A 25,254-nucleotide genomic window follows, 5' to 3' on the forward strand; every position below is an offset into this window, starting at 1 on the left:
GTTTATGTTTACAGGCATTATTCAAGCGATCGGCCAAATTGAAGCCGTTTCGCCTTTTGATGGCGGCGTACGCTTAACCATCGATGCGGGTGATTTAGATTTATCTAATGTTGGTTTAGGGGACAGTATTGCTCACAATGGTGCATGCATGACTGTTGTCGAGCAAATACCCAATGGTAAATATTTAATCGACGTTTCAGATGAGTCTTTGCGTTGTACTGCAGGATTAGATGCTGTTGGCCCAGTTAATTTAGAAAAAGCCATGCGCTTGGGCGATATGCTTGGCGGTCATTTGGTTTCAGGGCATGTGGATGGTGTTGGGATAGTACGTAGTTTTGATCCAGTGGGTGATAGCCGCGAATTAATTATTCTGGCGCCGGTGGTCTTAGCCAAATATTTAGCCGTAAAGGGCTCAGTGGTCGTCAATGGCGTTTCGCTCACGACCAACTGGATCCGTGACGTGAACGATGGCTGTGAATTTTCAATTAACTTAATCCCACACACACTGTCAGTCACAACGCTAGGGGCGATTGAGCCAGGTCAGCGGGTCAATTTAGAAATTGATTTGATCGCTCGCTATGTTGAACGTATGGTTTCTTTGGAGTCAAAATAATGAGCCAGATTGCACCTGTTAATGAAATTATTGCCGAATTAAAAGCTGGTCGCATGGTGGTTTTGGTCGACGAAGAAGACCGCGAAAACGAAGGTGACTTGGTGTTGGCCGCTGATTTTGTGACACCAGAAGCCATTAACTTTATGGCTAAATTTGGTCGTGGCTTAATTTGCTTAACGCTGGATCAAGCGCGTTGCCAGCATCTTAATTTACCAACAATGGTAAAAAACAATGGCTCGTCGTTTGGCACCAACTTTACTGCTTCAATCGAAGCGGCTGAAGGGGTTACCACCGGCATTTCAGCGCATGATCGTGCACTGACGATCCAAAAAGCCGTTGCTTTTGGCGCTAAAGCCAGTGATTTAGTTTCGCCTGGCCATGTGTTCCCCATTATGGCACAACCGGGCGGTGTTTTAGTGCGTGCCGGACACACCGAGGCTGGTTGTGATTTAGCAATGATGGCGGGTTTAACCCCAGCATCAGTCATTTGTGAAATCATGAATGAAGACGGCACCATGGCCCGTTTGCCAGAGCTGCTTGAATTTGCGAAAACACATCAACTCAAGATTGGTACTATTGCCGACCTCATTCATTACCGTAGTCAAACAGAATCACTGGTCGAATGTGTTGGTCGGCGTATGATTCGCACCTTGGCTGGCGAGTTTGAATTGGCGGTTTATCGCGACAAACTCACCGCCGCAACGCACTTAGCGTTAATCAAAGGTCAGCCAGCAGTCGATCGTGAGGTTCTGGTTCGGGTACATGAGCCATTATCGGTGATGGATTGGATTGATCTAGACTCATCTGCGCATTCTTGGTCGATTGAAGCCACCTTGAATGCCATCTCCGCCGCAGGTGAAGGCGTGGTGATTTTATTGCATCGCACCGAACTGGGCTCCGATTTACTAGGTCGAGCGCTACCGGAGTTGAAGCTAAATCCACCGCAAAAATGGGATTTACGCACCTATGGTATCGGTGCGCAGATGCTAAAAGATCTTGGCGTTGGCCGTATGCGCCTGATGTCGCCGGAGCGTAAAATTCCGAGCATGATGGGATTTGGATTGGAAATTACGGGCTTTGTAGCCCCAGAAGGAAAATGAGAATGTCAAAAAATATTCCAACAATTGCACCCGTTTTGTCTGGCGCGGGATTGCGAATTGGCGTGGTAATGAGCCGATTTAATACCCCGGTTTGTGAAGGCCTACGTGATGTTTGCCTGACTGAGTTATTAGCGCTTGGCGTGGCAGAGCAAGACATTGTGCTGTGCTCGGTGGCTGGCGCATTAGAAATTCCTGTCGTGTTGCAAACCATGGCAGAAAGCGATCGTTTTGATGGCTTGATTGCACTTGGCGCAGTCATTCGAGGCGACACCTATCATTTTGAACTGGTGGCCAATGAGTCAGGCGCAGGAGTAACTCGCGTGGGCTTGGATTTTGGAATCGCGATTGCGAATGCCATCTTAACCACCGACACTGATGAACAAGCAGAAATTCGTATCAAAGAAAAGGGCCGTGATGCGGCTCGCACTGTCGTGGAAACGGCTAATTTAATTAAGGCATTACAAGTATGACTGAAGCCATCGTAGCACCTCGTCCAAAACCAAAATCGGCTCGTCGCCGTGCGCGTGAATTTGCCGTTCAAGGGACTTACCAATGGCTAATGACGCGGGATACGGTCAATAATATTGATCTGTTTATTCACAACAGCACTTCTTATTTTAACAAGTGCGATGAAGCCTTGTACCGTGGCATTTTGTTTGGCGTGATTAAAGATGCCGGCGCTTTAACCAAAGCACTTGAGCCACACGTTGAGCGCCCATTGGAAGAAGTCAGCATCGTTGAAATGGCGATTTTATATACTGGCGCTTTCGAAATTATTTCAATGCCAGAAACACCTTATCCGGTCATTATCAATGAGTCGATTGAATTGGCCAAAACATTCGGTGGTTCAGATGGTCATCGTTTTGTGAATGGTGTACTCGACAAATTGGCTGCATTAGTACGTGCCGATGAGTTTGCGGCGGCTGCAGCAAAACGTCGTTAATTTTAAATTCCCTTAACTGCCCAGTTGATTGGGCAGGGTTAAATTTTGTGAATGAATTCGATTTAATCGCTAAATATTTTACCCGCCCAGCGGTCAATGCCGACTTAGGTATTGGTGATGATGCCGCATTAATGTCGATCTCCGCTCAGCATCAATTGGCCATTTCGGTGGACATGCTGGTCGCGGGTCGGCATTTTTTTGCCGATGCCGATCCTGAACGGTTAGGGCACAAATGCTTGGCCGTTAATTTATCTGACATGGCGGCAATGGGGGCTAAACCGACGTGGTTTACGCTGTCGCTGGCCTTGCCCGCCATGGACGAAGCTTGGTTGGCAGCATTTAGTCGTGGATTATTTGCCTTAGCCGATCAGCATGCGGTGTCTTTGGTCGGCGGCGACACGACCAAAGGACCATTAACCATTTCAATTCAAATTGCCGGCGAGATTCCAAGCGGGCAAGCTTTACTACGTAGCGGCGCTCAAATCGGCGACGACGTTTGGGTGTCGGGCCCTTTGGGCGCCGCCGCTGCCGCGGTCATGCACCGTACCGGTCGCGTCGCCTTGCCTCCCGATATCACCCAGCGCTGTGATTTACGCTTAGATCAGCCAACACCACGGCTGGCTTTAGGCATGGCTTTGCGCGGTATTGCCAGCGCGGCACTGGATTTGTCGGATGGCATTCTGGGTGATTTGGCGCATATTTGTGAGCAATCAAAATGTGCCGCACGACTTCATATTGATTTAATGCCTTATGCAGAAGAGCTAAAAGAACTCTCCCCAGCGCTGTCTTTAGAGGCCGTACTTGCGGGTGGCGATGATTATGAGCTTTGCTTTACGGCATCGTCTTTGCATCGCCAGCAAATTTTAGCCCTTGGACAAAGTTTGGCGACGCCTTTGTATCGGGTCGGGGAAATAATCGACCATCAGCCGCAATCGCCGTTAGTGCAAGTATTAGATGCATCAGGGGGCGTCATTGCGACCCCGTTTACTGGTTTTGACCACTTTAAATGAAAAAACAACCTCAGATTGCAGTCAATCTGCGCTTTCTTTTGGCGCATCCAGCACATTTTATTGCGCTGGGCTTTGGTAGTGGTTTAGCTAAAGTTGCACCGGGCACATGGGGCACTTTGGCGGCACTGCCTTTATTTGCGCTCTTACAGTATTTTTTTACGCCACTGACCATCGCGCTGCTGTGTATTCCCGCTTTCATTATTGGTACTTGGGCTGCAGAGCTGACAGGTCGCAATTTGGGGGTGAGTGATTATGGCGGCATCGTGATCGATGAAATCGTCGCCATGTGGCTGGTTCTTTGCATTGCGCCGCCGACGGCATTGGCTTGGGTGTTGGCTTTTGTCTTGTTTCGTGTGTTTGATATTCTGAAACCTTGGCCAATTCGCTGGCTGGATCAGTATGTTAAAGGCGGATTTGGCGTCATGATCGACGACATCTTGGCGGCTGTTTTTGCCATGATTCCGCTGTATTTGCTTCGTGCTTATTTATGATCGATTCGCCTGCTGAATTACCCGAATTGAACGAGGCGCAACTGCAAAGAGCGGCCTTGCTCGATACCGTACGTCTTTTGCCCGATTTGCCCGGCGTTTATCGTTATATTGCCGCGGATGGGACGGTGTTATATGTCGGCAAGGCCAAAAGTCTAAAAAAGCGGGTGTCGTCTTATTTTCAAAAAAACGATCAAAGCCCACGAATTCGCTTAATGTTGGCGCAAGTGGCAACGGTTGAAACGACGGTGGTGCGTTCTGAAGCCGAAGCCCTCGTGCTAGAAAACAATTTAATTAAAGCCTTAAGTCCTCGTTACAATATTTTATTTCGCGATGATAAGTCTTATCCCTATGTGATGCTCAGCGGTCACGCCAGCCCACGGCTAGCGTATTACCGCGGCAGTTTAGATAAAAAAAACACTTATTTTGGCCCGTTTCCCAATGGCTATGTGGTCAAAGAAAGCATTCAGTTACTGCAAAAAGTCTTTTTGCTGCGCACCTGTGAAGACTCCGTTTTTGCCAATCGCTCTCGTCCTTGTTTATTGCACCAAATCAAACGCTGTTCAGCCCCTTGCGTCGGTTTGATTACGCCTGAAGCATATCGACAAGACGTGCATAACGCCGTGTTGTTTTTATCTGGCAAAGAAAACGAAGTTCTCAATACCCTTGAAGAAAAAATGCACGTACTGGCAACAGAATGGCAATTTGAAGCCGCCGCCGCAGTGCGCGATCAAATCCAAGCATTGTCACAAGTACAAGAGCGGCAGTTTGTTTCGTCCAATACCAGTGAAATGGACGTTGATATTGTGGCCTGTGTTGAAAGCGAGGGCATGTTGTGTGTCAATCTGGCGATGGTTCGAGGCGGGCGCCATGTTGGGGACAAAAATTTATTTCCTAGCCATGCCGATGACTACACACCTGCCGCAGCGATTCATGCATTTTTAGCCCAGCATTATCTAGACCGAATTACCCCCACGATGATTTTATGTTCGCCAGAGCCCGATGAGTGCGAGGTGTTGGCTGAGCTATTAAGCGCGCAGGCTGCAAGAAAAGTGCTGCTTAATGTCAACCCCAATGGTGAGCGACGTATTTGGCTGGAGATGGCTAAACGCAATGCTGAGCTGGCTATACTACAGAAAAAAGGCCAGCAAGCCGATCAGGCGAGCCGCTTGGCGGCCTTGGTTGAAGCGCTAGGTTTGCCTGAGGAGACGCAACGTTTAGAGTGCTTTGATATTTCGCATACCTTAGGTGAGGCGACTGTGGCATCGTGTGTGGTTTATGATCGACAAGCGATGCAACCGAAGGAGTATCGACGCTACAACATTGGCACCGATAACTCGGGTTCGGCCAAAGATGGCTTTACTTTAATTACGCCTGGTGACGATTATGCCGCAATGCGCCAAGTCTTGTTACGCCGTTACGAGAAGGTCGCTGCAGGTGAAGGCGTGATGCCGGATGTGATTTTGATTGATGGCGGAAAAGGGCAGTTGGGCATTGCGATTGAGGTGATGAATGAAATCGGCTTGACTACGCCATGGCTGGTTGGCGTGGCCAAAGGCGAAACACGCAAAGCCGGTTTAGAGCAATTGATCGTGCCCAAGTCAGGAAACACGGTACAATTACGCCGCGACCATCCTGGCTTACATCTGATTCAGCAGATTCGGGATGAAGCACATCGCTTTGCCATTACCGGGCATCGCGCTCGGCGCGGCAAGGCCAGACTCGCTTCAACGCTTGAAGACGTTGAAGGCGTTGGCCCCAAACGTCGGCAAAAATTGCTGGCCCGCTTTGGTGGTTTGCAAGGAGTAAAAGCTGCAAGTGTGGATGAGTTAGTGCAAGTTGATGGCATTAACCAAGCGCTTGCTGAGAAAATTCACGCTGCTTTGCGCGGCTAATAAAGTGTCCTAATGCCATTTAATTTACCTATTTTTCTGACTTGGTTGCGCGTTGCGCTCATTCCCGTTTTTGTCGGGGTTTTTTCTTTGCCGTACGCTGAATATCCTTTGGCTTGGCAAAATATGGTCGGCGCTAGCCTGTTTATGCTGGCGGCAGTGACCGATTGGTTTGATGGATTTTTAGCGCGGCGCTGGAATCAAACCTCACAATTTGGCGCATTTTTGGATCCGGTGGCCGATAAATTGATGGTGGCTGCTGCGTTAATCTTGTTGGTGCAACTAGATCGAACCGAAAGTTGGCTGGCGGTGATTATTATTGGTCGCGAAATTACCATTTCGGCCTTACGCGAATGGATGGCGCAATTGGGTAAGGCGAAAAGTGTTGCGGTGAATTTGATTGGCAAACTTAAAACCACAGCGCAAATGATCGCGATTGTGTTGTTACTTTGGTCTGAGCCGCTGATTCCGGGCGTATCGACGCAGCTATTGGGCACTTTGGCCTTATATATTGCCGCTATCCTCACCATTTGGTCGATGTTTTATTATCTACGCGTCGCTGCGGAGCAATTTCGCGAGCATGGATAAGTCAACTACGGCGTTATCTCGTATCGTCAACGTTTAACGCCGTATAACTAATATCTAAGAGTATTGATCGCTAGCGATCTGTATTACTCCTCTCTATTTATATACCCCATCTAAGACATGCAAAAGTCAAAAGCATTACTGCTGATCGCCGGGTTTTATTTTTGTTATTTTGCTTTTAACGGCCTGTTCTCTCCCTATTGGGGCTTGTATCTTGCCGAACTGTCGTTTCCTGCATGGCAAATCGGTATTCTGACGTCTCTGACGCAAATCAATCGAATTTATGCGCCAGCCCTATGGGGCTGGTTAGCTGATCGCAGTGGGCAACGGCAAAAAATATTACGTCTGGCGGGCGTGATGGGTTTGGTTTTTTTCTTGCCGCTACTGTTGACGCATTCGTTTTGGCCTTTATTGATTTCTGTGTGGATCGCGAGTTTTTTCTGGAGCTCGGCACTCCCCTTGGTTGAGGCGACGAGCATGACTTTGCTCGCCGGCAATAGCGGGGCGTATGCGCGACTACGCGTCTGGGGCTCAATTGGTTTTGTCGTTGCCGCTTTGCTGGCCGGCTATTTGATCGAAGCTTTCGGTGTTGGCGTGTTGCCAATGGCTGTAGTTTCCGTGATGGCCGGGCTGGCTATTTATTCTTTTTACGTGCCCGAAGCGCCTGCTCTGGTTAAAAATCAGCTAGCCAGCGTGAAATTTTTTGATGTTTTAGCCAAAACCGAAGTTAAAGCCTTATTGTTGGCGTGTTTTTTAATGGCGCTGGCCCACGGGGCTTATTACAGTTTTTATTCCATTTATATGGTGGAGCACGGTTATAGCAAGCGAGTTGTTGCTTGGTTATGGACTTTGGGGGTGATTGCTGAGATTGCGGTTTTCTGGTTGATGCCGTCGATTACGCAGCGCTTTAGCCTTAAAAAGATATTTTTATGGGGTTTGTTGCTGGCAGTATTGCGCTTTATGCTCATTGGCTTGGCAGCTGACTTTATTGTGCTTTTAATTGTGGCGCAATTGGCGCATGGCTTCACTTTTGGTAGCCATCATGCCGTGACGATGAGTTATATTCATCGTCATTTTTCTGGCGCGCATCAAGCCAAAGGGCAGGCATTAAATATTGCCGTGTCATTTGGTCTTGGTGGTAGCTTAGGTGGTATTTTGGCTGGCGTGCTGTGGCCGCAAGGCGGGGCGATGGTGTTTATGCTATCCGCTTGCATGGCGTTATTGGGGTTTGGTGTGGCTTGGGTCGGCATCAATAAAAATAATACTTAATTTGCGCTTTATGGTTGCTTAGGCTTGATTTTGCCAAGCACCAAGGCGTTAAATTCAATCCTAGCATTGAGTGTTTAATATTCAATGCATAGAGGTATTGCCAGTGAGTGCTTACTGAGCATAGCCTCGCTTTAAATACATCAGTGTGAGGCTTGCATGATTATTGTGATGAAGTTCAATGCCAGTGAAGCTGAGGTTGCAGCAGTCATTGCCTATATACGCAGCGCCGGTTTGACTGAACATGTTTCGCGGGGTGCGGAACTCGTGATTATTGGTGCCATTGGTGACGAAGACGCGCTCAATCCGGCGCGTTTTGAAATGCTCCCTGGCGTTGATCGGGTGTCTCGCGTGACCAAGCAGTACCGTATCGTCGCACGCGATACCCATCCAGCGGGCTCGGTGGTTAAAATCCGTGGCATTCCTTTGGGTGGCCAGCAGATTCAAGTCTTTGCCGGTAGCAGTTCAATCGAAAATGCCGCGCAAATGGCTGCTTTGGCACAAGGCATTGTGGATTTGGGGTGTCCGTTTTTATGGGGCGATATCGCCCAAACGCTAGATGGTCCTTATCAATTGCAAGGCAATGAGCACGATAATTTGTCTTTGCTGCAGTCAGTGGCCAGCCAGTTTAAATTGCCCTTTGCTGCTGAATTAGTTGATTTGCAAATGCTCGATGATTTGATGGCGCACGATGTGGATTTGATTCAAGTGGGCGCAGGGCAAATGCAAAATCGGATTTTACTCAAAGAATTAGGTCGGATTAATAAGCCGATTTTATTGCGGCGCGGTCATGCCGCAACACTGGCAGAATGGCTGATGGCAGCAGAATATATTGCGGCCGGTGGCAATCATCATATTGTTTTTTGTGAGCATGGCGCGCGCGCCTTGGGTAGTGAAGGGCGCAATGTATTCGACGTCGCAAGTATTGCATGGTTAAAGCAAGAGACGCATTTACCGGTGGTGGTGGACGCCAGCAGTGCGGCAGGTAAGTCTTGGCTGGTGCCATCTTTGGCGCAGGCGGCAGTCGCCGCAGGTGCCGATGGCATCTGGCTGGATGTACACCCTAATCCGAATGCCGCTTGGCGCAATGCAGATCAGTCGCTTGATTTGTGCCAATTAACGACTTTGCTGTCGACCTTGCGCGCGATGGCTCCCGCGCTCAATCGTACGATTTAAACTTTGGCGTTTTTATATTATGCAGGCAGTAAAAAAATTGGTTTTACTGGGGACGGGTTTGATTTCTGGCTCGTTTGCCTTGGCATTAAAACGCGCCCGTTTGGTTGAACACGTGGTTGGCGTTGGCCGAAATCTAGACAATCTTCAGCGTGCGCTCGATTTAAATGTGGTTGATGCCATCAGCGACGATGCAGCGCATGCGGTTGTCGGTGCCGATTTGGTGTTTATTGGCACACCAGTTGGACAAATGGGCGCTTTAATGCAAAAAATCGCCCCTCATTTGTCTCGCGATTGTATCGTGACCGATGGTGGCTCAACCAAGCAAGATGTCGCTGCTTTATATCAAGCTTATTTACCGCAGCAGTTGGCATACTGTGTACCAGGTCATCCAATTGCGGGTTCGGATTTATCGGGTGCCGCAGCCGCGCAATTTGGTTTGTATGAAGGGCGCCGCGTGGTATTAACGCCCTTGCCTGAATCGGATGCGGTGGTGATTGAACAAGTCCGAAATTGGTGGCTGGCCTGTGGCGCTCAGGTGTATCAAATGAGTGCTTTAGCGCATGATGAAATTTTTTCTTCAGTCAGCCATGTACCGCATTTGCTGTCTTTTGCGTATATGAATTCGGTGCTGGATCGCTACAATGCGGCTGAATGCTTGGATTTTGCTGCCAGTGGCTTTCGCGACTTTACTCGCATTGCCGGTTCGCATCCGGATATGTGGCGTGATATTGCGCTGGCCAATCAAAGTGCCATTTTGAATGATTTACGCGCCAATATGCAGCAATTGCAGTCTTTAATCGAGTTGGTTGAATCGAGCGACGGTATCGCTTTAACGAATTACATTCAACGTGCAAGCTTGGCTCGAATTGAGTGGGGCAAGCCGTTAAAGGGTAAAAAATGACTTATCAAGCAGCAGAGAATCGTTACGCCTCAATGCCTTATCGCCGCTGCGGTCATAGTGGCCTAAAGTTGCCCGCAATTTCTTTGGGATTGTGGCATAACTTTGGCGATAACAAGCCCTTTGATAATAGTCGGGCGATGTTGTTACGCGCTTTTGATTTGGGGATTACGCATTTTGATTTGGCCAACAATTATGGCCCACGTCCCGGTGCCGCCGAAGAAACCTTTGGCCGAGTTTTAAAGCAAGATTTACGCGCTTATCGTGACGAAATGATTGTAAGTACTAAGGCGGGCTGGGAGATGTGGCCTGGCCCTTATGGTGAATGGGGTAGTCGCAAATATTTAATGGCGAGTTTGGATCAGAGCTTGCAGCGTATGGGCTTAGAGTATGTCGACATTTTTTATTCGCATCGACCAGACCCCGAAACGCCTATGGCAGAAACTATGGGCGCGTTAGATGCGATCGTGCGTCAAGGTAAGGCACTTTATGTCGGTATTTCATCTTATTCGCCAGCGCAAACTTTAGAAGCCGCCAGTATTTTACAAGCGCTGGGTACACCTTGCCTAATTCATCAGCCTAAATACTCAATGTTCGAGCGTGAAATTGAACAAGGATTAACACAAGTGCTCAGTGACTCAGGAATAGGCAGCATTGCATTCTGTCCTTTAGCGCAAGGCTTGTTAACCAGCCGATATTTGAATGACATTCCTGCTGATTCTAGGGCTGCTGCACTCGATAATCATTTTCTAAATGGCGATGCGGTGACGCCGCGTCTGATGCAATTGCGCCAGTTGAATGACTTGGCCTTGCAACGTGGGCAAACCTTGGCGCAAATGGCTTTGGCATGGGCATTGCTCACGGTCACTTCCGTCATTATTGGCGCGAGTCGTGTTTCGCAGTTAGAAGAAAACGTCGGAGCGATTGCTAATTTAGCTTTTTCAGCGGCTGAATTGCAGGAAATAGAGCGCATTTTAGCGTCGACGTAAGGTGTAGCGAGTCCGTATAATTAAAAAACCAGCGTGTTCATCGCTGGTTTTTTAATTTAAGGAACAATATGAATCATTTTCCAGTGATTGCAATTGATGGCCCATCCGCATCAGGCAAGGGTACGGTCGCGCAAAAGGTCGCCAATCAACTTGGTTTTGCTTATCTTGATTCGGGGGCGTTGTATCGCCTAACGGCATTGGCCGCGCAACGCGCAGGAGTGTTGTGGACTGATGAGGCGGCGGTGGCTGAGTTGGCGGCGAAACTGGATGTGGTCTTTGTTGGTGAGTCTATTTTGTTGTCGGGCGACGACGTTTCAGTCGAGATTCGTTCGGAATTGATTGGCTCTGGTGCTTCCCAAGTTGCTGCCTTGCCTGCAGTCCGCGTGGCCTTATTGCAAAGACAGCGTGCGTTTTCTGAGAAAGAGGGGCTGGTCGCCGATGGACGAGATATGGCCTCGGTCGTTTTTCCTCATGCGCAATTAAAAATCTTTTTATCCGCAACACCTGAAGTTCGTGCGCAGCGCCGATTTAAGCAATTACTTGCTCGCAACGAGCCGGCCGATTTAGCGGTGATTACTGCTGATTTGCAAGCAAGAGATGAGCGGGATCGTTTACGAAGTGTTGCGCCGCTAGTTCAAGCTGCGGATGCTTACTTACTAGAAACGTCCAATTTATCGATTGAAGCGGCGGTGAATCAAGTCTTGCTTTGGTGGCGTGATAAATCGACTAAAACGCTCTAAGCACTTGATAGAGCAAGAAGATTTCCGTATAATCGCCAGATTCGTTTTTGGCATGTGCTGATTTTGAATGCTCGCCCCATATTCGTGGGTCGGGATTGATTAACTAACCTGCTGGTGTATTCCACACTAGCTAATGGAATTTTCCACTAAATATGACTATTGATACTATGGAAAGCTTTGCCGCCCTATTTGAGGAAAGCTTAACCCGTCAAGAAATGCGCTCGGGTGAAGTGATTACTGCTGAAGTGGTCGGTATCGACAACAACTTCGTAACTGTGAATGCAGGTTTGAAGTCTGAATCGCTGATCCCGTTGGAAGAGTTCAAAAACGACAACGGCGAAATCGACGTTAAGATCGGTGATTTTGTTCCTGTTGCGATCGACAGCCTTGAAAATGGTTACGGCGAAACTAAGCTTTCTCGCGAAAAGGCCAAGCGCCTCGCGTCTTGGATCGAGTTGGAAGACTGCCTCGAACGCGGCGAGATCATGTCTGGCGTTATTTCTGGCAAAGTAAAAGGCGGTTTGACTGTTATGGTCAACGGCTTGCGCGCTTTCTTGCCAGGTTCATTGGTTGACATTCGTCCGGTTAAAGATACCACGCCGTACGAAGGTAAAATGGTTGAGTTTAAAGTTATTAAACTTGATCGTAAACGCAACAACGTCGTTGTTTCACGTCGTGCAGTCCTCGAAGACTCACTAGGTGAAGAACGTCAGAAATTGCTAGAAACCTTGAAAGAAGGTTCGATTGTTAAGGGTATCGTTAAAAATATCACTGACTACGGCGCGTTCGTTGATCTTGGCGGTATTGATGGCTTGCTCCACATTACTGACTTGGCATGGCGTCGTGTTAAACACCCATCTGAAGTATTGGCAGTGGGTGATGAACTTGAAGCTAAGGTTCTCAAGTTCGATCAAGACAAAAACCGTGTATCTCTTGGCTTGAAACAATTGGGCGAAGATCCATGGGTGGGTCTATCACGTCGTTACCCATCGGGCACTCGCATGTTCGGTAAAGTAACTAACTTGACTGACTACGGTTCATTCGTTGAAATCGAACAAGGCATTGAAGGCCTGGTTCACGTTTCTGAAATGGATTGGACTAACAAGAACGTTCACCCATCTAAAGTTGTTTCTTTAGGTGATGAAGTTGAAGTGATGATCTTGGATATCGACGAAGACAAACGTCGTATCAGCCTCGGCATGAAACAATGCATGGCTAATCCATGGGATGATTTCGCAGAAAACTTCAAGAAAGGCGACAAACTGAAAGGCGCGATCAAATCGATCACTGACTTCGGTGTGTTTGTTGGCTTGGCTGGCGGTATCGACGGTCTGGTTCACTTGTCTGACTTGTCTTGGCACGTTGCTGGTGAAGAAGCCGTTCGCAACTTCAAGAAAGGCGACGAAGTTGAAGCAATGGTTCTTTCTATTGATGTTGAAAAAGAGCGCATTAGCCTCGGCATCAAACAAATGGAAGGTGATCCATTTAACAACTACGTTTCTACGTCTGACAAAGGCGCGATCGTTAAGGGTACTGTTAAATCACTCGACGCTAAAGGCGCAACAATTGCCTTGTCGGATGATGTAGAAGGCTACTTGCGTTCGACTGAAGTTTCGCGTGACCGTGTTGAAGATATCCGCACTGTTCTGAAAGAAGGCGACGAAGTTGAAGCTGTCATCATCAATGTTGACCGCAAAAACCGTTCGATCAACTTGTCAATCAAAGCGAAAGATCAAGCTGAACAAAGCGAAGCAATGAGCAAATTGTCTTCTAGCGATGACAATGCAGGCACGACTAACCTCGGCGCATTGTTAAAAGCTAAATTGTCAGGCTCTGCTGAGTAAGGGTATTAGCTAGAATGACCAAATCAGAACTCATTGCGAAACTTGCTGCTCGTTATCCGCAGTTGGTAGCAAAAGACGCAGAGTTAGCCGTAAAAACGATACTTGATGCGATGGCACGCAGCCTTTCGCAAGGCCAACGTATCGAAATTCGTGGATTTGGCAGCTTTGACCTGAACTACCGCCCGCCAAGGACTGGACGAAATCCAAAGTCGGGCACGAAAGTGTCCGTTCCGGAGAAGTTTGTTCCGCACTTCAAAGCGGGCAAAGAATTACGAGAACGTGTTGATATTGATGCGTAATTCTTAATTCATTGTGGCATAAAAAAGGCGACACTTTCGAGTGTCGCCTTTTTGTTGGGTACTTAAACCAAAAAAATAATGTGTAATTAAGCTACAATATCAAAAACAGGAGGTTTTAATATAATGCGATATTTATTTTGGGCAGTTAAATTTATAGCCTTTGTTATGCTATTTGGCTTTGCAATGCACAATGCAAATCCAGTAACATTGAATTTCTTCTTTAATTATACTTGGCATGCGCCACTGGCTTTGATTTTATTGGTATTTTTTGTTTCTGGTGCAGTGATTGGCCTTTTGGCAAGCCTAGGTCAGGTTATTCGCTTGCGTCGAGAACTCGTTGCTTTACGTAAAGAAAAGCGTCAACCGATTAATAGTATTGTTACCGCTCCTCCTACCGTCGCATTCGAACCGCCGCGTGATGCCCTTTAATTTTTAAAGCGTTTATACATGATTGAAATCCAATTTTGGTGGTTAGCCATCCTACCTATTTTCTTTGGTGCTGGTTGGCTAGCCGCTCGTGTTGACATTAAGCACGTTATTGCCGAAAGCCATTCTTTGCCAATAGCTTACTTCAAAGCGGTTAATCATTTATTAGCCGGTGAAATGAATAAAGCAATTGATATCTATATAGAAATCGCAAAGAATCATTCCGAAACAATTGAACTCCAAGTCACACTCGGACATTTGTTTCGTCGCAGAGGGGAGCTTGAACGTGCAATTCGCATGCATCAAAAAATCCTATCTCGTCGCGACTTAAGCGAGTCACAAAGACAGCAATCACAACTTGATTTGGCCATTGATTTTATTAAGTCGGGTTTATTTGATCGCGCTGAGAAAATTTTGCACGATCTATCAAATACTGACTCTGCTCGGTTAGCGCGTGTAGAATTATTGGCAATTTATCAGCAAGAACATGAGTGGCAAAAAGCCATTGCAACCGCCGAACTACTTCGTGATGAAAGCAACAGTTTCCAGCATGAGATTGCTCAGTTTTACTGTGAACTAGCATCAGAAAGCCTGATTCGTAATCAAAACGAAAAAGCAATTAACGAACTCAATCTGGCATTAAAAGAGCACCGCCATAGTGCTCGCGCTCGTCTGATGCTGGGTGAAATTGCGCTTTCAGAAGCACGGCCAGATGACGCAATTGAACATTGGCTAAAAATGCCAGCCCAAGACATCCATTACTTAGCACTCGCCGCAAGGCATCTTATTGCGGCCTTCCACAGCAAAAATCAACTTGCCGATGGCATTGCGCTATTAATTCGTTATGTTCAGCAGTATCCCGAATTAGATGTCGTTGATCTGATTTATGAACAATTATTAGCGACAGCAGGCATTGATGCTGCTTATGATTTTGTTCGCGAACGTTTACGTGAACATCCAAGCATGCCGGGCCTGAAAAAATTATTAGATGCTCATTTGTTGGTCGCACCTGCGGATCAAAAGTCTGAGCTAGAGGTCATTGGTAAACTACTGCACGACAATACCCGCAGTTACAGCATGTATTACTGTAGTGAATGCGGCTTTAAAACCCGTCAATTTTTCTGGCATTGCCCTGGCTGCAATCAGTGGGAAACGTACGCTCCAGTTCGCGGAAAAAGCCGTTCAGTGGTGTAATTTATTGCATTGGTAATTATTAGATATAAAGCTTGATAGGAAGAATTATGAATTTTGATCCACGTGTTATTGTCGCTCTCGATTTTTCAAGTGCTGCTGCAGCCTTAGCTTTTGCTGATCGCGTCAATCCAAGCTTATGCCGATTAAAAGTTGGTAAAGAATTGTTTACCGCATCAGGCCCTGCTTTAGTTGAACAATTGGTTGCTCGTGGGTTTGATGTATTTTTAGATTTGAAATTTCACGACATTCCACACACGGTTGCTCAGGCGTGTAAAGTTGCGGCCAGTTTAGGTGTATGGATGGTCAATGTGCATGCATCTGGCGGTCGTAAAATGCTAGAAACGACAAAAGACGCACTTGAAGCGTTACCGCATCGTCCGTTGTTAATCGCGGTAACTGTTTTAACCAGCATGGGTGCAGAAGAACTCGCAGAAATGGGCTTACCTGCGCCGGCAATACAAGTTGAACGTCTTGCCAAATTAGCGCAATCATGCGGTTTAGATGGCGTGGTTTGTTCTGCACAAGAAGCCAGTCAACTCAAGCAAGTTTGTGGTGCGGACTTTAAACTGGTTACACCTGGCATTCGCCCAATGGGTAGTGATAGCAATGACCAAACTCGGATCATGACACCAAAATCAGCAATGCAAGCTGGCTCAGATTATTTAGTGATTGGCCGTCCAATCACCCAAAGCATTGATCCTATTTTGACTTTGCAGCAAATTAACGCAGAGTTGGCCTAAGTATGCACACATTGAACGATCGAATTAAAAATGCCAAGGTGCTCGTGGTGGGCGATGTGATGCTAGACCGTTACTGGTTTGGTGATGTCGAACGAATTTCACCAGAAGCACCAGTACCTGTTGCTCGGATCACCAAGACCGATGAGCGAGCGGGCGGGGCAGCGAATGTTGCACGTAATGTAGTCGCCTTGGGTGGGAAAGCAAAATTACTATCCGTGGTGGGGGATGATGAAGCGGGTACCAGTCTTGAGCGCTTACTTATTGCGCAAGGGGTTGAAACTGTATTGCATCGTGACGCCGAAATCTCGACCACGGTTAAATTGCGCGTATTGGCCAGACAACAGCAATTACTCCGCATTGATTTTGAAAACAGCCCAAGTCATGAAATTTTGGCAGCCAAGCTTGATGATTTCAAAGCTTCGTTACTTGATTGTGATGTAGTTATTTTATCGGATTACGGCAAAGGCAGTTTAGTGCATGTGCAACAAATGATTTTGGCTGCACGCGCGATGAATAAGCCGGTCTTAGTCGATCCTAAAGGGGATGAATACGAGGCATATCGTGGTGCAACCTTGCTTACCCCTAATCGTAGTGAATTCAAACAAGTCGCCGGAAAGTGGAATAGTGAAGCTGAACTGATCGAAAAAGCCGATCAATTGAGATTAAAATTCAATCTTGATGCCTTACTAGTGACACGTAGTGAAGAAGGAATGACTTTGTTTCGCGATGGGCAGGTGGTGCATAAACCAACCCAAGCGCGAGAAGTATTTGATGTTTCTGGCGCTGGCGACACAGTGATTGCCACAATGGGACTCATGCTGGCTGCCGGCTTGGACTTACCGGAAGCAATGGATTGGTCAAATCGCGCAGCAGGGATTGTTGTTGCTAAATTAGGAACAGCGGTCGCGACAAACGCAGAACTATTTGCATAAATTTTGATAGGTATTGCTTACTACGCTTTGACTTTGAGGCGTTTGCAAGCAATACCCATTTAATCCATGGTTTCTACCCGATTTTTTCCTGATTTTTTTGCAACATACATCGCCTGATCGGCGCGCTCGATAACGGCATCTCGACTATCTTCTGCGTGAAACAGTGCCACGCCAGCACTAAAGGTAATCAATACCTTTTCATTATTATGCGTAAAAAAGCGTCGTGTTAGCTCACGCTGCACTCTTTGCATCACTTGCACGCCGGCCTCTAAATCCGTATCAGGCATCAAAACAATAAATTCTTCACCACCATAACGAGCCACACTATCGGTTGGGCGTACTAAATCTTTGACGACTTGTACCAAATGCACGAGCGCTTTATCACCAACAGCATGGCCTTGTAAATCATTGAGTTTTTTGAAATTGTCGATATCTAAAAGTGCGATAGCTAGAGACGATGAATTGCGTACAGCTCTTGCCGCCTCAACGTCAAAAGCCTCTTCTAAACCGCGACGATTTAAAGCGCCGGTCAGCTGATCAGACCTTACTTTATCGCTGAGCGAGCTGAGTTCTTGCTCTAACTCAATCACACGGCTATGGGCTTCATCGGCTTGCTTTCGTGCATTAAATAAATCATCTCTTGAGCGCTGCACATCCAATTGCATGCTTCGAGTATCCAGCAGTAAATCTTCCATGACATGCCGGATACTGGTTAAATCATTCGCAGAGTCGATTTTTTCAGCATATTGATTGATTTTGTCGTGATATTTGTCCGTACTTTCCGACATCACGCCCAATCGATCAATAAAAGAGGTTAGCATGGTTTTGAGTACGGTTTGTGCTTCTACTAAACTGTGCTTCACCTGACTTTGTTTAAATAAAACTTCTTTCAGCCCCATCTCGGCATCATAAATCACTCGCATATCGAGTGGTTGAGCCATGATGTGCTGCACAACCGCAATTTGCCCTCGCACCCAATCATCATCAATGACGATTGAAGCAATATTATCGGTCAGTAGTCTAAGCAAACCCATCAAACCATCGCACAAACGCTGCTCGTTATCGTTCTCTAGCTCCAGCTTGAGCCAAAACTTTCTTAAACGAGGCAGCCACTTCTCCATAGATGCCGAGTTATCCACACTTTTGGCTTCTTGAGCAATGGCATTGGTTTCAGTTTGTAAATCTGGGTTATGTAATAAACGGGCAGATAGCCCAAACTCTAAGGCCTGCGTAAATGCATCGCGCCACTCTTGCCAACGGATATCCACATTATCGGTGCTGCTGTTTGCCGTATTTTCCACATTGGCAGTGGGTTCGATCACCGAACCCAAGCCAGCAATCCCAGTTTCTGCCCAGGAATTCACTAAACCACTGAGTTTTTCATTTAGAACATTGCTGTCTTGCTTGAAATTGAGCAACACTTTTTCAAGCGCATCTTTTTTTCTACTCGGCGGATAGCTTGGATTGCGTAAATCCCACTGCAAAATCAATTCTCGAATCAAATCAGACCAAGTTTTGGTCAGTTCGGTTTGGCCACTTTGGCTATTGATAATGCGAAATATTTGTTCTGGCAGCTCACCCCATTTTTCGGTACTAATTGAGGTACGAATTTGGCTGATCTGCCGACTTAACACCGGAGATTGAATCGGTAATGCCTCAAATGCAGCCACTAATTCTTTAAATCCTGGGTGTAGGCGGGCATCGTCGGGTGTTTGCGCTATTTCATGATAAATCGCTTCATAATGATCTGGCGAAGGCAAAATACGCCGAACTGCCAGTTGTTTAAGCGTTTCACGGGCGATTTCTGTGGGATTGGTGAGCTTGGTCATTTGTCGATTCTAGCCACGAAAGGTAAACGCATTATAGTTGAGCCAAAGTCATGCTCCGCAATTTAAATAACAAAACGCCACGAAAATCGCGGCGTTTTGCATTTTGAGTACCAAAACCAGCTTAAGACAGCAACCCTTTTGGCAAAGAGAAAATCACATTTTCCTCAATGCCATCCATTGCCACGACTGAATCAGCGCCAAAACTTTTGATTTTAGCAATGACCTGTTGCACTAAAACGTCGGGAGCAGAAGCGCCAGCGGTAATACCAACTTTCATTTTTTGATCAAACCAAGCTGCATTGAGTTCAGTTTCATTGTCAACCATATAGGCATCAATCCCTAAACTAGCACCCACTTCACGCAGACGATTCGAGTTTGAGCTATTGGGTGAGCCAACCACAATTAAAATATCAACATCACGCGCGAGTTGTTTTACTGCATCTTGGCGATTTTGCGTTGCGTAACAAATATCGTCTTTTTTCGGGCCGACGATATCAGCAAAACGCATACGTAATGCTTCAATCACCACTTGGGCATCATCCACAGACAATGTCGTTTGAGTGACGTACGCCAATTTACTGGCATCATTCACTTGCAAATGAGCTACATCGCTAGGTTCTTCGACTAAATACATGCCCGATTGCGCCTGGCCCATTGTCCCTTCAACTTCTGGGTGGCCTTTATGGCCAATCATTACAATTTCAAAACCCTGCTCGCGCAAACGTTTAACTTCCAAATGTACTTTGGTCACTAAAGGGCAGGTTGCATCATAAATATTTAAGCCACGCTCAGCTGCTTCAGCACGCACTGCTTGCGAAACGCCGTGTGCAGAAAAAATAAGCGTATTGCCACTTGGCACATCACATAAATCTTCAATAAAGATCGCGCCTTTGGCTTTGAGATCTTCAATGACAAATTTATTGTGTACCACTTCATGGCGCACATAAATCGGTGCGCCATATTTTTCTAATGCTTTCTCAACAATGGCAATCGCGCGATCAACGCCAGCGCAAAATCCACGTGGCTGCGCCAAAATGATATTCATACTCATGTGGTTTTCTCGGGTTTTTTAAAACTATCAATCACCATCAGCACCGCACCGATGCAAATGGCTGAATCGGCAAGATTAAACGCCGGGTAATACCATTGATTTTTCCAATGAAACAGCAAAAAATCAATCACATGGCCAAACACCATACGGTCAATCGCATTACCTAAAGCGCCGCCCAAAATCAATGACAAGGCCAGAGCATATCGCGTTTCGGCATGATGTTTTTTGATTAAAAAAACCAAAACCACAGAAACAATCAGTGCTAAGCCAGTAAAGAAGTAGCGCTGCCATCCCCCTGCATCGGCCAAAAATGAAAAGGCGGCACCGGGGTTATACCTTAGCGTCAAGTCAAAAAAGCCAGGAATCACCGTTAGAATTTCAGCGTACTGAAACGCCGCCTCGGCAGCATGTTTGGTGATTTGATCTAAGGATAAAACCACCAACGCCAGCAACATAAACTGCATAAAACGCTTAGGCATGTTGACGAGTTTCTCCGGCTCCATGCAAATTGCAATCGCAACGAGTACACAGTGTTGGGTGTGCCGCAATCGTGCCTACGCTTGGGTGGTAGTGCCAGCAGCGTTCACATTTTTCCGCTGTCGCCGCAGCCACTTCAATCGCCGGCGTGCCGGGCTGAATGTGGGCTTGCGAGGTAATCATGATGAATTTCAGTTCATCACCCAAAGATTCAAGGGCTTGAAACACTTCGCCTTGCGCATGAATCGTTACTTCCGCTTGTAAGCTTGAACCAAGAGCGCCTTCAGCGCGCTGCAGTTCGATGTCTTTTTGCGCGCTAGCCCGCACTTCACGGATCAAAGCAAACGTCGCTTGTAGCGTATCGGCATCATGAATTTCTGGCAGAGTTAACCACTCACCGACAAAGACATTACCGTCGTTTTTCAGTACATCCCATGCTTCATGGGCGGTAAATGACAAAATCGGTGAGAGCAAACGCACTAAAGCTTGTGTGATATACCATAGGGCGGTTTGTGCTGAGCGGCGGCCATGTGAGCCGGCTGCCATCGTATACAGTCGATCTTTAATAATATCGAGGTAGAAAGCACCTAATTCATCAGCGCAATAGCGATGAATTTCTTGCACGCCCAGATGGAACTCATACTTGTCATAAAATGCCGTCAAGTTGTGCTGGAATTTGGCCAATTCAACCAAAGCATAACGATCTAATGTCAGCAATTCGTTCACTGGCAGTTTATCTTCGGGTGTAAAGTCAGATAAATTAGCCAGCAAGAAACGTAAGGTATTACGAACACGACGATATGAGTCGGTAGTGCGCTTTAAGATTTCATCTGAAATCGATACTTCACCGGAATAATCCGTACTCGCAGTCCATAGGCGCAGCATATCGGCGCCCATTTGATTAATCACTTGCTGCGGTGCAACCACATTGCCTTTGGATTTTGACATTTTCATGCCTTTGCCATCGACCACAAAACCATGCGTCAGCAATTGTTTATACGGCGCGTGACCCACTGTGGCACAAGCGGTTTTTAATGACGACTGGAACCAACCACGGTGCTGATCTGAGCCTTCTAAATACAAATCGGCAGCAGGGCGATTGGCGTCGCCATGGTTGAGCTCTTCACGTTGCTGAATCACAGCAAAGTGCGTTGAACCCGAGTCAAACCAAACATCGATGGTGTCTTTCAGTTTTTCATAGTGGGCCGCGTCATCCCCCAGCAATTCGCTTGCATCGAGCTTAAACCAAGCTTCAATGCCTTCTTTTTCAATGCGTTTAGCAACTTCTTCAAGCAACTCCGTCGAGCGTGGATGCAATTCGGCGGTTTCTTTATGAATAAAGAATGTCATCGGCACGCCCCACGTGCGTTGACGTGAAACACACCAGTCTGGACTGTTTTTAATCATCGCCTCTAGGCGTGCTCGACCCCAAGCAGGGAAGAACTCAGTCGCATCAACTGCACGATTGGCTTTGTCGCGTAAGGTTTCATCACCAACTTTTTTATCCATGCCAATAAACCATTGCGTCGTCGCACGGAAAATCAGCGGTGTTTTGTGGCGCCAGCAATGTGGGTAGCTATGCTCTAGTTTTTTGTTGGCCAGTAGTGCACCGCGCTCTTCAAGCAAGGCAACGACCTTAGGATTGGCTTTCCAAACCGTTTCGCCGGCAAAAAATTCCGCTGTTGAGATATAACGACCATCGTTAGCAACTGGATTATCAACCGCTAATTTATATTTAAGACCAACTTGGTAGTCTTCTAGACCATGCGCTGGCGCAGTGTGCACCAAACCGGTACCGGCATCAGCCGTCACATGCTCACCGCAAATGATTGGCACTTGGCGTGCTAAGAATGGGTGCTGCAATAACAGACCATTGAGGGCATCACCTTTGGCTTGCGCAATGACTTCATTGGCATCAATGTCATAACGTTTTAAGGCCGCTTCTGCCAACTCACGCACTAAGATGAGTAAGCCTTTTTCAGTAGCGATTAGATCATAAGTAAATTCTGGGTGTACCGAAACCGCCTGATTGGCAGGCAAAGTCCAAGGCGTTGTAGTCCAAATGACCGCGCTCGCGGTTTGTTCGCCTACATTAACGCCACCAAAGGCGGCAGACAAGGCGGCCATGTCGACCACTTGGAAAGCAACATCAATCGCTGCCGATACTTTGTCTTCATATTCAACTTCGGCTTCAGCCAGAGCTGAGCCGCAGTCGACACACCAATGCACGGGTTTTTGACCTTTGACCAAATACCCATTGTGATGAATTTTGCCCATCGTACGCACGATGTCGGCTTCAGTTTTGAAATTCATCGTCAGGTATGGGTTTTGCCAATCGGCAAGTACGCCTAAACGAATAAAATCCACTTTTTGGCGTTCAATTTGAATGGCCGCGTATTCACGGCACAATTCGCGAATAAAAGAACTTGGCAAATGGATTTCTTTTTCATCCAATTGATTGGCTTTACGATACGCCACAATTTGCGCATGAATTGCCGGATTGGCTTTAATGGCGTCTTTATCGGACTTTACCAACTTCTCAATTTGATGCTCAATCGGCATGCCGTGACAATCCCAACCAGGAACGTAAGGCGTATCAAAACCGCTGAGTGATTTGGATTTTAAAATAATATCTTTTAAAACTTTATTCATTGCATGGCCAATATGAATATCACCATTGGCGTAGGGAGGGCCATCATGCAAAATAAATTTCGGGCGATTTTGTTCTTTCGCCGCTAAACGCAGCTGCTGGTAGATCTGAGCGTCTTCCCATTGTTTTAAAAAGCCGGGTTCGCGTTTAGCTAAATCGCCACGCATTGGAAACGGCGTATCCAATAAATTAACTGGATATTTGTTAGCAGGTTTATTGCTCATAGTCGTCTCTTTGTACTCAATAGGTTAACGCGCGGCGAACCAAGCGCGGGCTTGATCGCAATCTTTTTGAATCTGAGCGATCAGCGTATCAAAATCAGGGTATTTTTCTTCATCGCGTAACTTGGCAAGGAAGTTAACACGTAAATGCTGGCGATAAATATCGCGATTAAAATCAAATAAATGCACTTCTAATTTGGGTTTGATATCGCCACCGTGAATCGTTGGCCGAAATCCAAGACTAGCCACCCCTTGATAGGTGCGATCTAAGCCTAAAACTTCAACGATAAAAATACCAAATAACGGTGGCTTATTGTGTTTGAGCTGGATGTTGGCCGTTGGGAAACCAAATTCACGGCCTAAACGATCGCCGCCCACCACTCGACCCGCAATCGAATACGGTCGATCAAGCAATTTAGCAGCGTGCGCCATTTGTCCAGATTGTAGCGCCAAACGCACTGCGGTTGATGAAACGCGTTCACCATCTTGCTTGAGCGTAGGCAAGCTATATGTTTCAAAGTCGCTCGAGGCCGCGAGTAAATTAAAGTCACCACTGCGCTTAGCGCCAAATTGAAAATCGTCCCCCACTAAAACCAATTGCGCATTCAATTGCCTAGCAACGATATGATCACGAAAGGTGAGGGCATCAATGCTGGCAAAGCTGCGATTAAAGTGCTGCACAATCAGGTAATCAATACCCGCTTCGCGCAGCAACTCGATCTTTTCGCGCAAACTGGTTAAACGAGCCGGAGCCGAATCAGGCGTAAAAAGCTCGCGTGGATGCGGCTCAAAAGTCATAACGACACTCACCAGATGACGCGCTTTCGCTTCGGCTTTTAGCCGCGCCAGCATGGCACTATGTCCACAATGCAGGCCATCAAAATTGCCAATCGTGAGTGCAGAACGAGGAAGTGGGGTGTGCGGTGTGCCGCGTAATACATGCATTGAGCGTATCGTAGCCGCGCTGGGCGGCAAATCATAAAACCTAAGATTCTAACGCCTAGCGTGAAAATTGTCAGAATAACCTTCGGGCGCTTTTGACGTTCGGCGTGTCTGCAGCATTTACACGGCAAAAAAGCCAACGTCAACACCCCTTAACTTACTGCCCCATCATTACAATCGCGCCTTGCTGCGCCGTACCACTAATGATTTTGTTTTTATCAATACGTACCCGTACCGGCTGCCCTTCGGCAGCGGCATTCATCGCAATACCCTCGTTGGTGATCTCAATACCGTCTTGCCGATAAATGATTTTTACTTTTTGATTTTGCAAAATCGCCATCGAGGCGCGCAATTGCTCTTGCCGCAAAGCTTGCCCTGCCGAAACCGGACTATTCAGCGTTCGCCCTAAAATGGGGGTCGGATCTAAAAAGACCGAACCAGGCAACACAGCAAGATCACCTTGCTGCATGGCAATGTCACCGACATCCAGAATTTGATTGGCCGCCAAAGGTCGAGCTGCAACCGCATAGTTGACAGCAATACTAATTTTGGTCGGTAAATTAAAGCTCCAATTGGCGCCATCAACACATTTAACCCGCAACATGGTATTGCCCACCAAGCGATAGCCTGCGGGTAGGCTAATCTCGCGGCGGGCACAGGCTGTTAATTTAAGGCGCGCATCCATTGGGCGGACCTCAAACGATGCAGTGCCTGGGCTATTGGCTAATTCAGCACTGAGCCATTGATTGACTTCTTGAGTAATTACTTTCAAATCTTGCGACGTCGGCGCAGCAAATAGCGGCGTTAGCAGGCTTGAAAATAGCGCAAAGCTTGAGATTAATATTTTTCGCATTGGCAAATTATAGTCGCATCGTATGCCTTAGCCTACAATCGTCGTTTTCTTGGTCTGGGGATGCACCACATTATGCTAGAACTGCTGTTTGGAGTA

25 protein-coding genes are annotated in these 25,254 nt (G+C 47.0%); 19 read left to right on the forward strand and 6 right to left on the reverse strand.

All coding sequences use genetic code 11. The annotated features are described in order from the left end of the window. The first annotated feature begins 4 nt into the window (after positions 1-4). From HQN60_RS13375 to rfaE1, 19 genes are all read left to right on the forward strand, one after another. Entirely contained in the window at positions 5-613 is a 609-nt protein-coding gene (locus HQN60_RS13375; RefSeq protein WP_173534123.1) for a riboflavin synthase, read from the forward strand. Further along, positions 613-1,713, forward strand: a complete 1,101-nt coding sequence (gene ribBA / locus HQN60_RS13380; RefSeq protein ID WP_173534124.1) for a bifunctional 3,4-dihydroxy-2-butanone-4-phosphate synthase/GTP cyclohydrolase II — start codon at positions 613-615, stop codon at positions 1,711-1,713. Before HQN60_RS13375 ends, ribBA begins: the two co-directional genes overlap by 1 nt. Before the next feature lie 2 nt (positions 1,714-1,715). Continuing rightward, positions 1,716-2,183: a 6,7-dimethyl-8-ribityllumazine synthase gene (gene ribH / locus HQN60_RS13385; RefSeq protein WP_173534125.1), complete on the forward strand. Its 468-nt coding sequence runs from the start codon at positions 1,716-1,718 to the stop codon at positions 2,181-2,183. Continuing rightward, a complete protein-coding gene (gene nusB, locus HQN60_RS13390) occupies positions 2,180-2,656 on the forward strand; it encodes a transcription antitermination factor NusB (RefSeq protein WP_173534126.1) in 477 nt (158 codons plus the stop codon). The genes ribH and nusB overlap by 4 nt, the downstream gene beginning before the upstream one ends. Before the next feature lie 47 nt (positions 2,657-2,703). Continuing rightward, positions 2,704-3,666, forward strand: a complete 963-nt coding sequence (gene thiL / locus HQN60_RS13395; RefSeq protein ID WP_173534127.1) for a thiamine-phosphate kinase — start codon at positions 2,704-2,706, stop codon at positions 3,664-3,666. Further along, positions 3,663-4,157 carry a phosphatidylglycerophosphatase A family protein gene (locus tag HQN60_RS13400; RefSeq protein WP_173534128.1) on the forward strand — a complete coding sequence of 165 codons (495 nt, stop codon included), beginning with the start codon at positions 3,663-3,665 and terminating at the stop codon, positions 4,155-4,157. Before thiL ends, HQN60_RS13400 begins: the two co-directional genes overlap by 4 nt. Continuing rightward, a complete protein-coding gene (gene uvrC, locus HQN60_RS13405; RefSeq protein WP_173534129.1) occupies positions 4,154-6,049 on the forward strand; it encodes an excinuclease ABC subunit UvrC in 1,896 nt (631 codons plus the stop codon). The genes HQN60_RS13400 and uvrC overlap by 4 nt, the downstream gene beginning before the upstream one ends. A gap of 12 nt (positions 6,050-6,061) precedes the next feature. Continuing rightward, positions 6,062-6,634, forward strand: a complete 573-nt coding sequence (gene pgsA / locus HQN60_RS13410) for a CDP-diacylglycerol--glycerol-3-phosphate 3-phosphatidyltransferase (RefSeq protein WP_173534130.1) — start codon at positions 6,062-6,064, stop codon at positions 6,632-6,634. A gap of 117 nt (positions 6,635-6,751) precedes the next feature. Continuing rightward, entirely contained in the window at positions 6,752-7,900 is a 1,149-nt protein-coding gene (locus HQN60_RS13415) for an MFS transporter (RefSeq protein ID WP_173534131.1), read from the forward strand. Between the two features lie 156 nt (positions 7,901-8,056). After that, positions 8,057-9,073 (forward strand): N-acetylneuraminate synthase family protein, encoded by a 1,017-nt coding sequence (locus HQN60_RS13420; protein ID WP_173534132.1) that lies wholly within the window; start codon positions 8,057-8,059, stop codon positions 9,071-9,073. Positions 9,074-9,092: 19 nt separating this feature from the next. Beyond that, positions 9,093-9,974, forward strand: coding sequence for a prephenate dehydrogenase (locus HQN60_RS13425; RefSeq protein WP_173534133.1), 882 nt, complete (start codon positions 9,093-9,095; stop codon positions 9,972-9,974). Further along, positions 9,971-10,960 (forward strand): aldo/keto reductase, encoded by a 990-nt coding sequence (locus HQN60_RS13430; protein WP_173534134.1) that lies wholly within the window; start codon positions 9,971-9,973, stop codon positions 10,958-10,960. Before HQN60_RS13425 ends, HQN60_RS13430 begins: the two co-directional genes overlap by 4 nt. A gap of 68 nt (positions 10,961-11,028) precedes the next feature. Further along, positions 11,029-11,700, forward strand: a complete 672-nt coding sequence (cmk, locus tag HQN60_RS13435) for a (d)CMP kinase (protein WP_173534135.1) — start codon at positions 11,029-11,031, stop codon at positions 11,698-11,700. A gap of 152 nt (positions 11,701-11,852) precedes the next feature. Further along, entirely contained in the window at positions 11,853-13,544 is a 1,692-nt protein-coding gene (gene rpsA / locus HQN60_RS13440; RefSeq protein ID WP_254456631.1) for a 30S ribosomal protein S1, read from the forward strand. Positions 13,545-13,558: 14 nt separating this feature from the next. Continuing rightward, positions 13,559-13,843 (forward strand): integration host factor subunit beta, encoded by a 285-nt coding sequence (locus HQN60_RS13445; RefSeq protein ID WP_173534136.1) that lies wholly within the window; start codon positions 13,559-13,561, stop codon positions 13,841-13,843. A gap of 123 nt (positions 13,844-13,966) precedes the next feature. Further along, entirely contained in the window at positions 13,967-14,272 is a 306-nt protein-coding gene (locus HQN60_RS13450; RefSeq protein ID WP_173534137.1) for a LapA family protein, read from the forward strand. An 18-nt stretch (positions 14,273-14,290) separates the two neighbouring features. Then, on the forward strand, positions 14,291-15,463 hold the full coding sequence (gene lapB / locus HQN60_RS13455; protein ID WP_173534138.1) for a lipopolysaccharide assembly protein LapB: 1,173 nt from the start codon (positions 14,291-14,293) through the stop codon (positions 15,461-15,463). Between the two features lie 47 nt (positions 15,464-15,510). Continuing rightward, positions 15,511-16,203, forward strand: coding sequence for an orotidine-5'-phosphate decarboxylase (gene pyrF, locus HQN60_RS13460; RefSeq protein WP_173534139.1), 693 nt, complete (start codon positions 15,511-15,513; stop codon positions 16,201-16,203). Between the two features lie 2 nt (positions 16,204-16,205). Continuing rightward, positions 16,206-17,135 (forward strand): D-glycero-beta-D-manno-heptose-7-phosphate kinase, encoded by a 930-nt coding sequence (gene rfaE1, locus HQN60_RS13465; RefSeq protein WP_173534140.1) that lies wholly within the window; start codon positions 16,206-16,208, stop codon positions 17,133-17,135. Positions 17,136-17,194: 59 nt separating this feature from the next. Here the strand turns inward: rfaE1 and HQN60_RS13470 are convergent, their stop codons facing one another. From HQN60_RS13470 to flgA, 6 genes are all read right to left on the reverse strand, one after another. Next, the gene (locus tag HQN60_RS13470; protein WP_173534141.1) at positions 17,195-18,964 is read right to left on the reverse strand and encodes a GGDEF domain-containing protein; all 1,770 of its coding nucleotides are present in this window, start codon (positions 18,962-18,964) and stop codon (positions 17,195-17,197) included. Between the two features lie 121 nt (positions 18,965-19,085). Continuing rightward, a complete protein-coding gene (ispH, locus tag HQN60_RS13475) occupies positions 19,086-20,015 on the reverse strand; it encodes a 4-hydroxy-3-methylbut-2-enyl diphosphate reductase (RefSeq protein ID WP_217390143.1) in 930 nt (309 codons plus the stop codon). Further along, entirely contained in the window at positions 20,012-20,494 is a 483-nt protein-coding gene (gene lspA / locus HQN60_RS13480) for a signal peptidase II (protein ID WP_173534142.1), read from the reverse strand. The genes ispH and lspA overlap by 4 nt, the downstream gene beginning before the upstream one ends. Then, positions 20,487-23,366 carry an isoleucine--tRNA ligase gene (ileS, locus tag HQN60_RS13485; protein WP_173534143.1) on the reverse strand — a complete coding sequence of 960 codons (2,880 nt, stop codon included), beginning with the start codon at positions 23,364-23,366 and terminating at the stop codon, positions 20,487-20,489. Before ileS ends, lspA begins: the two co-directional genes overlap by 8 nt. 24 nt (positions 23,367-23,390) lie before the next feature. Continuing rightward, entirely contained in the window at positions 23,391-24,308 is a 918-nt protein-coding gene (locus HQN60_RS13490) for a bifunctional riboflavin kinase/FAD synthetase (protein ID WP_173534144.1), read from the reverse strand. Between the two features lie 154 nt (positions 24,309-24,462). Beyond that, positions 24,463-25,158, reverse strand: a complete 696-nt coding sequence (flgA, locus tag HQN60_RS13495) for a flagellar basal body P-ring formation chaperone FlgA (protein WP_173534145.1) — start codon at positions 25,156-25,158, stop codon at positions 24,463-24,465. Positions 25,159-25,254 lie beyond the last annotated feature (96 nt).

Origin of the sequence: Deefgea piscis, from assembly GCF_013284055.1 — a bacterium.
GTDB classification, from domain to species: Bacteria; Pseudomonadota; Gammaproteobacteria; order Burkholderiales; family Chitinibacteraceae; genus Deefgea; species Deefgea piscis.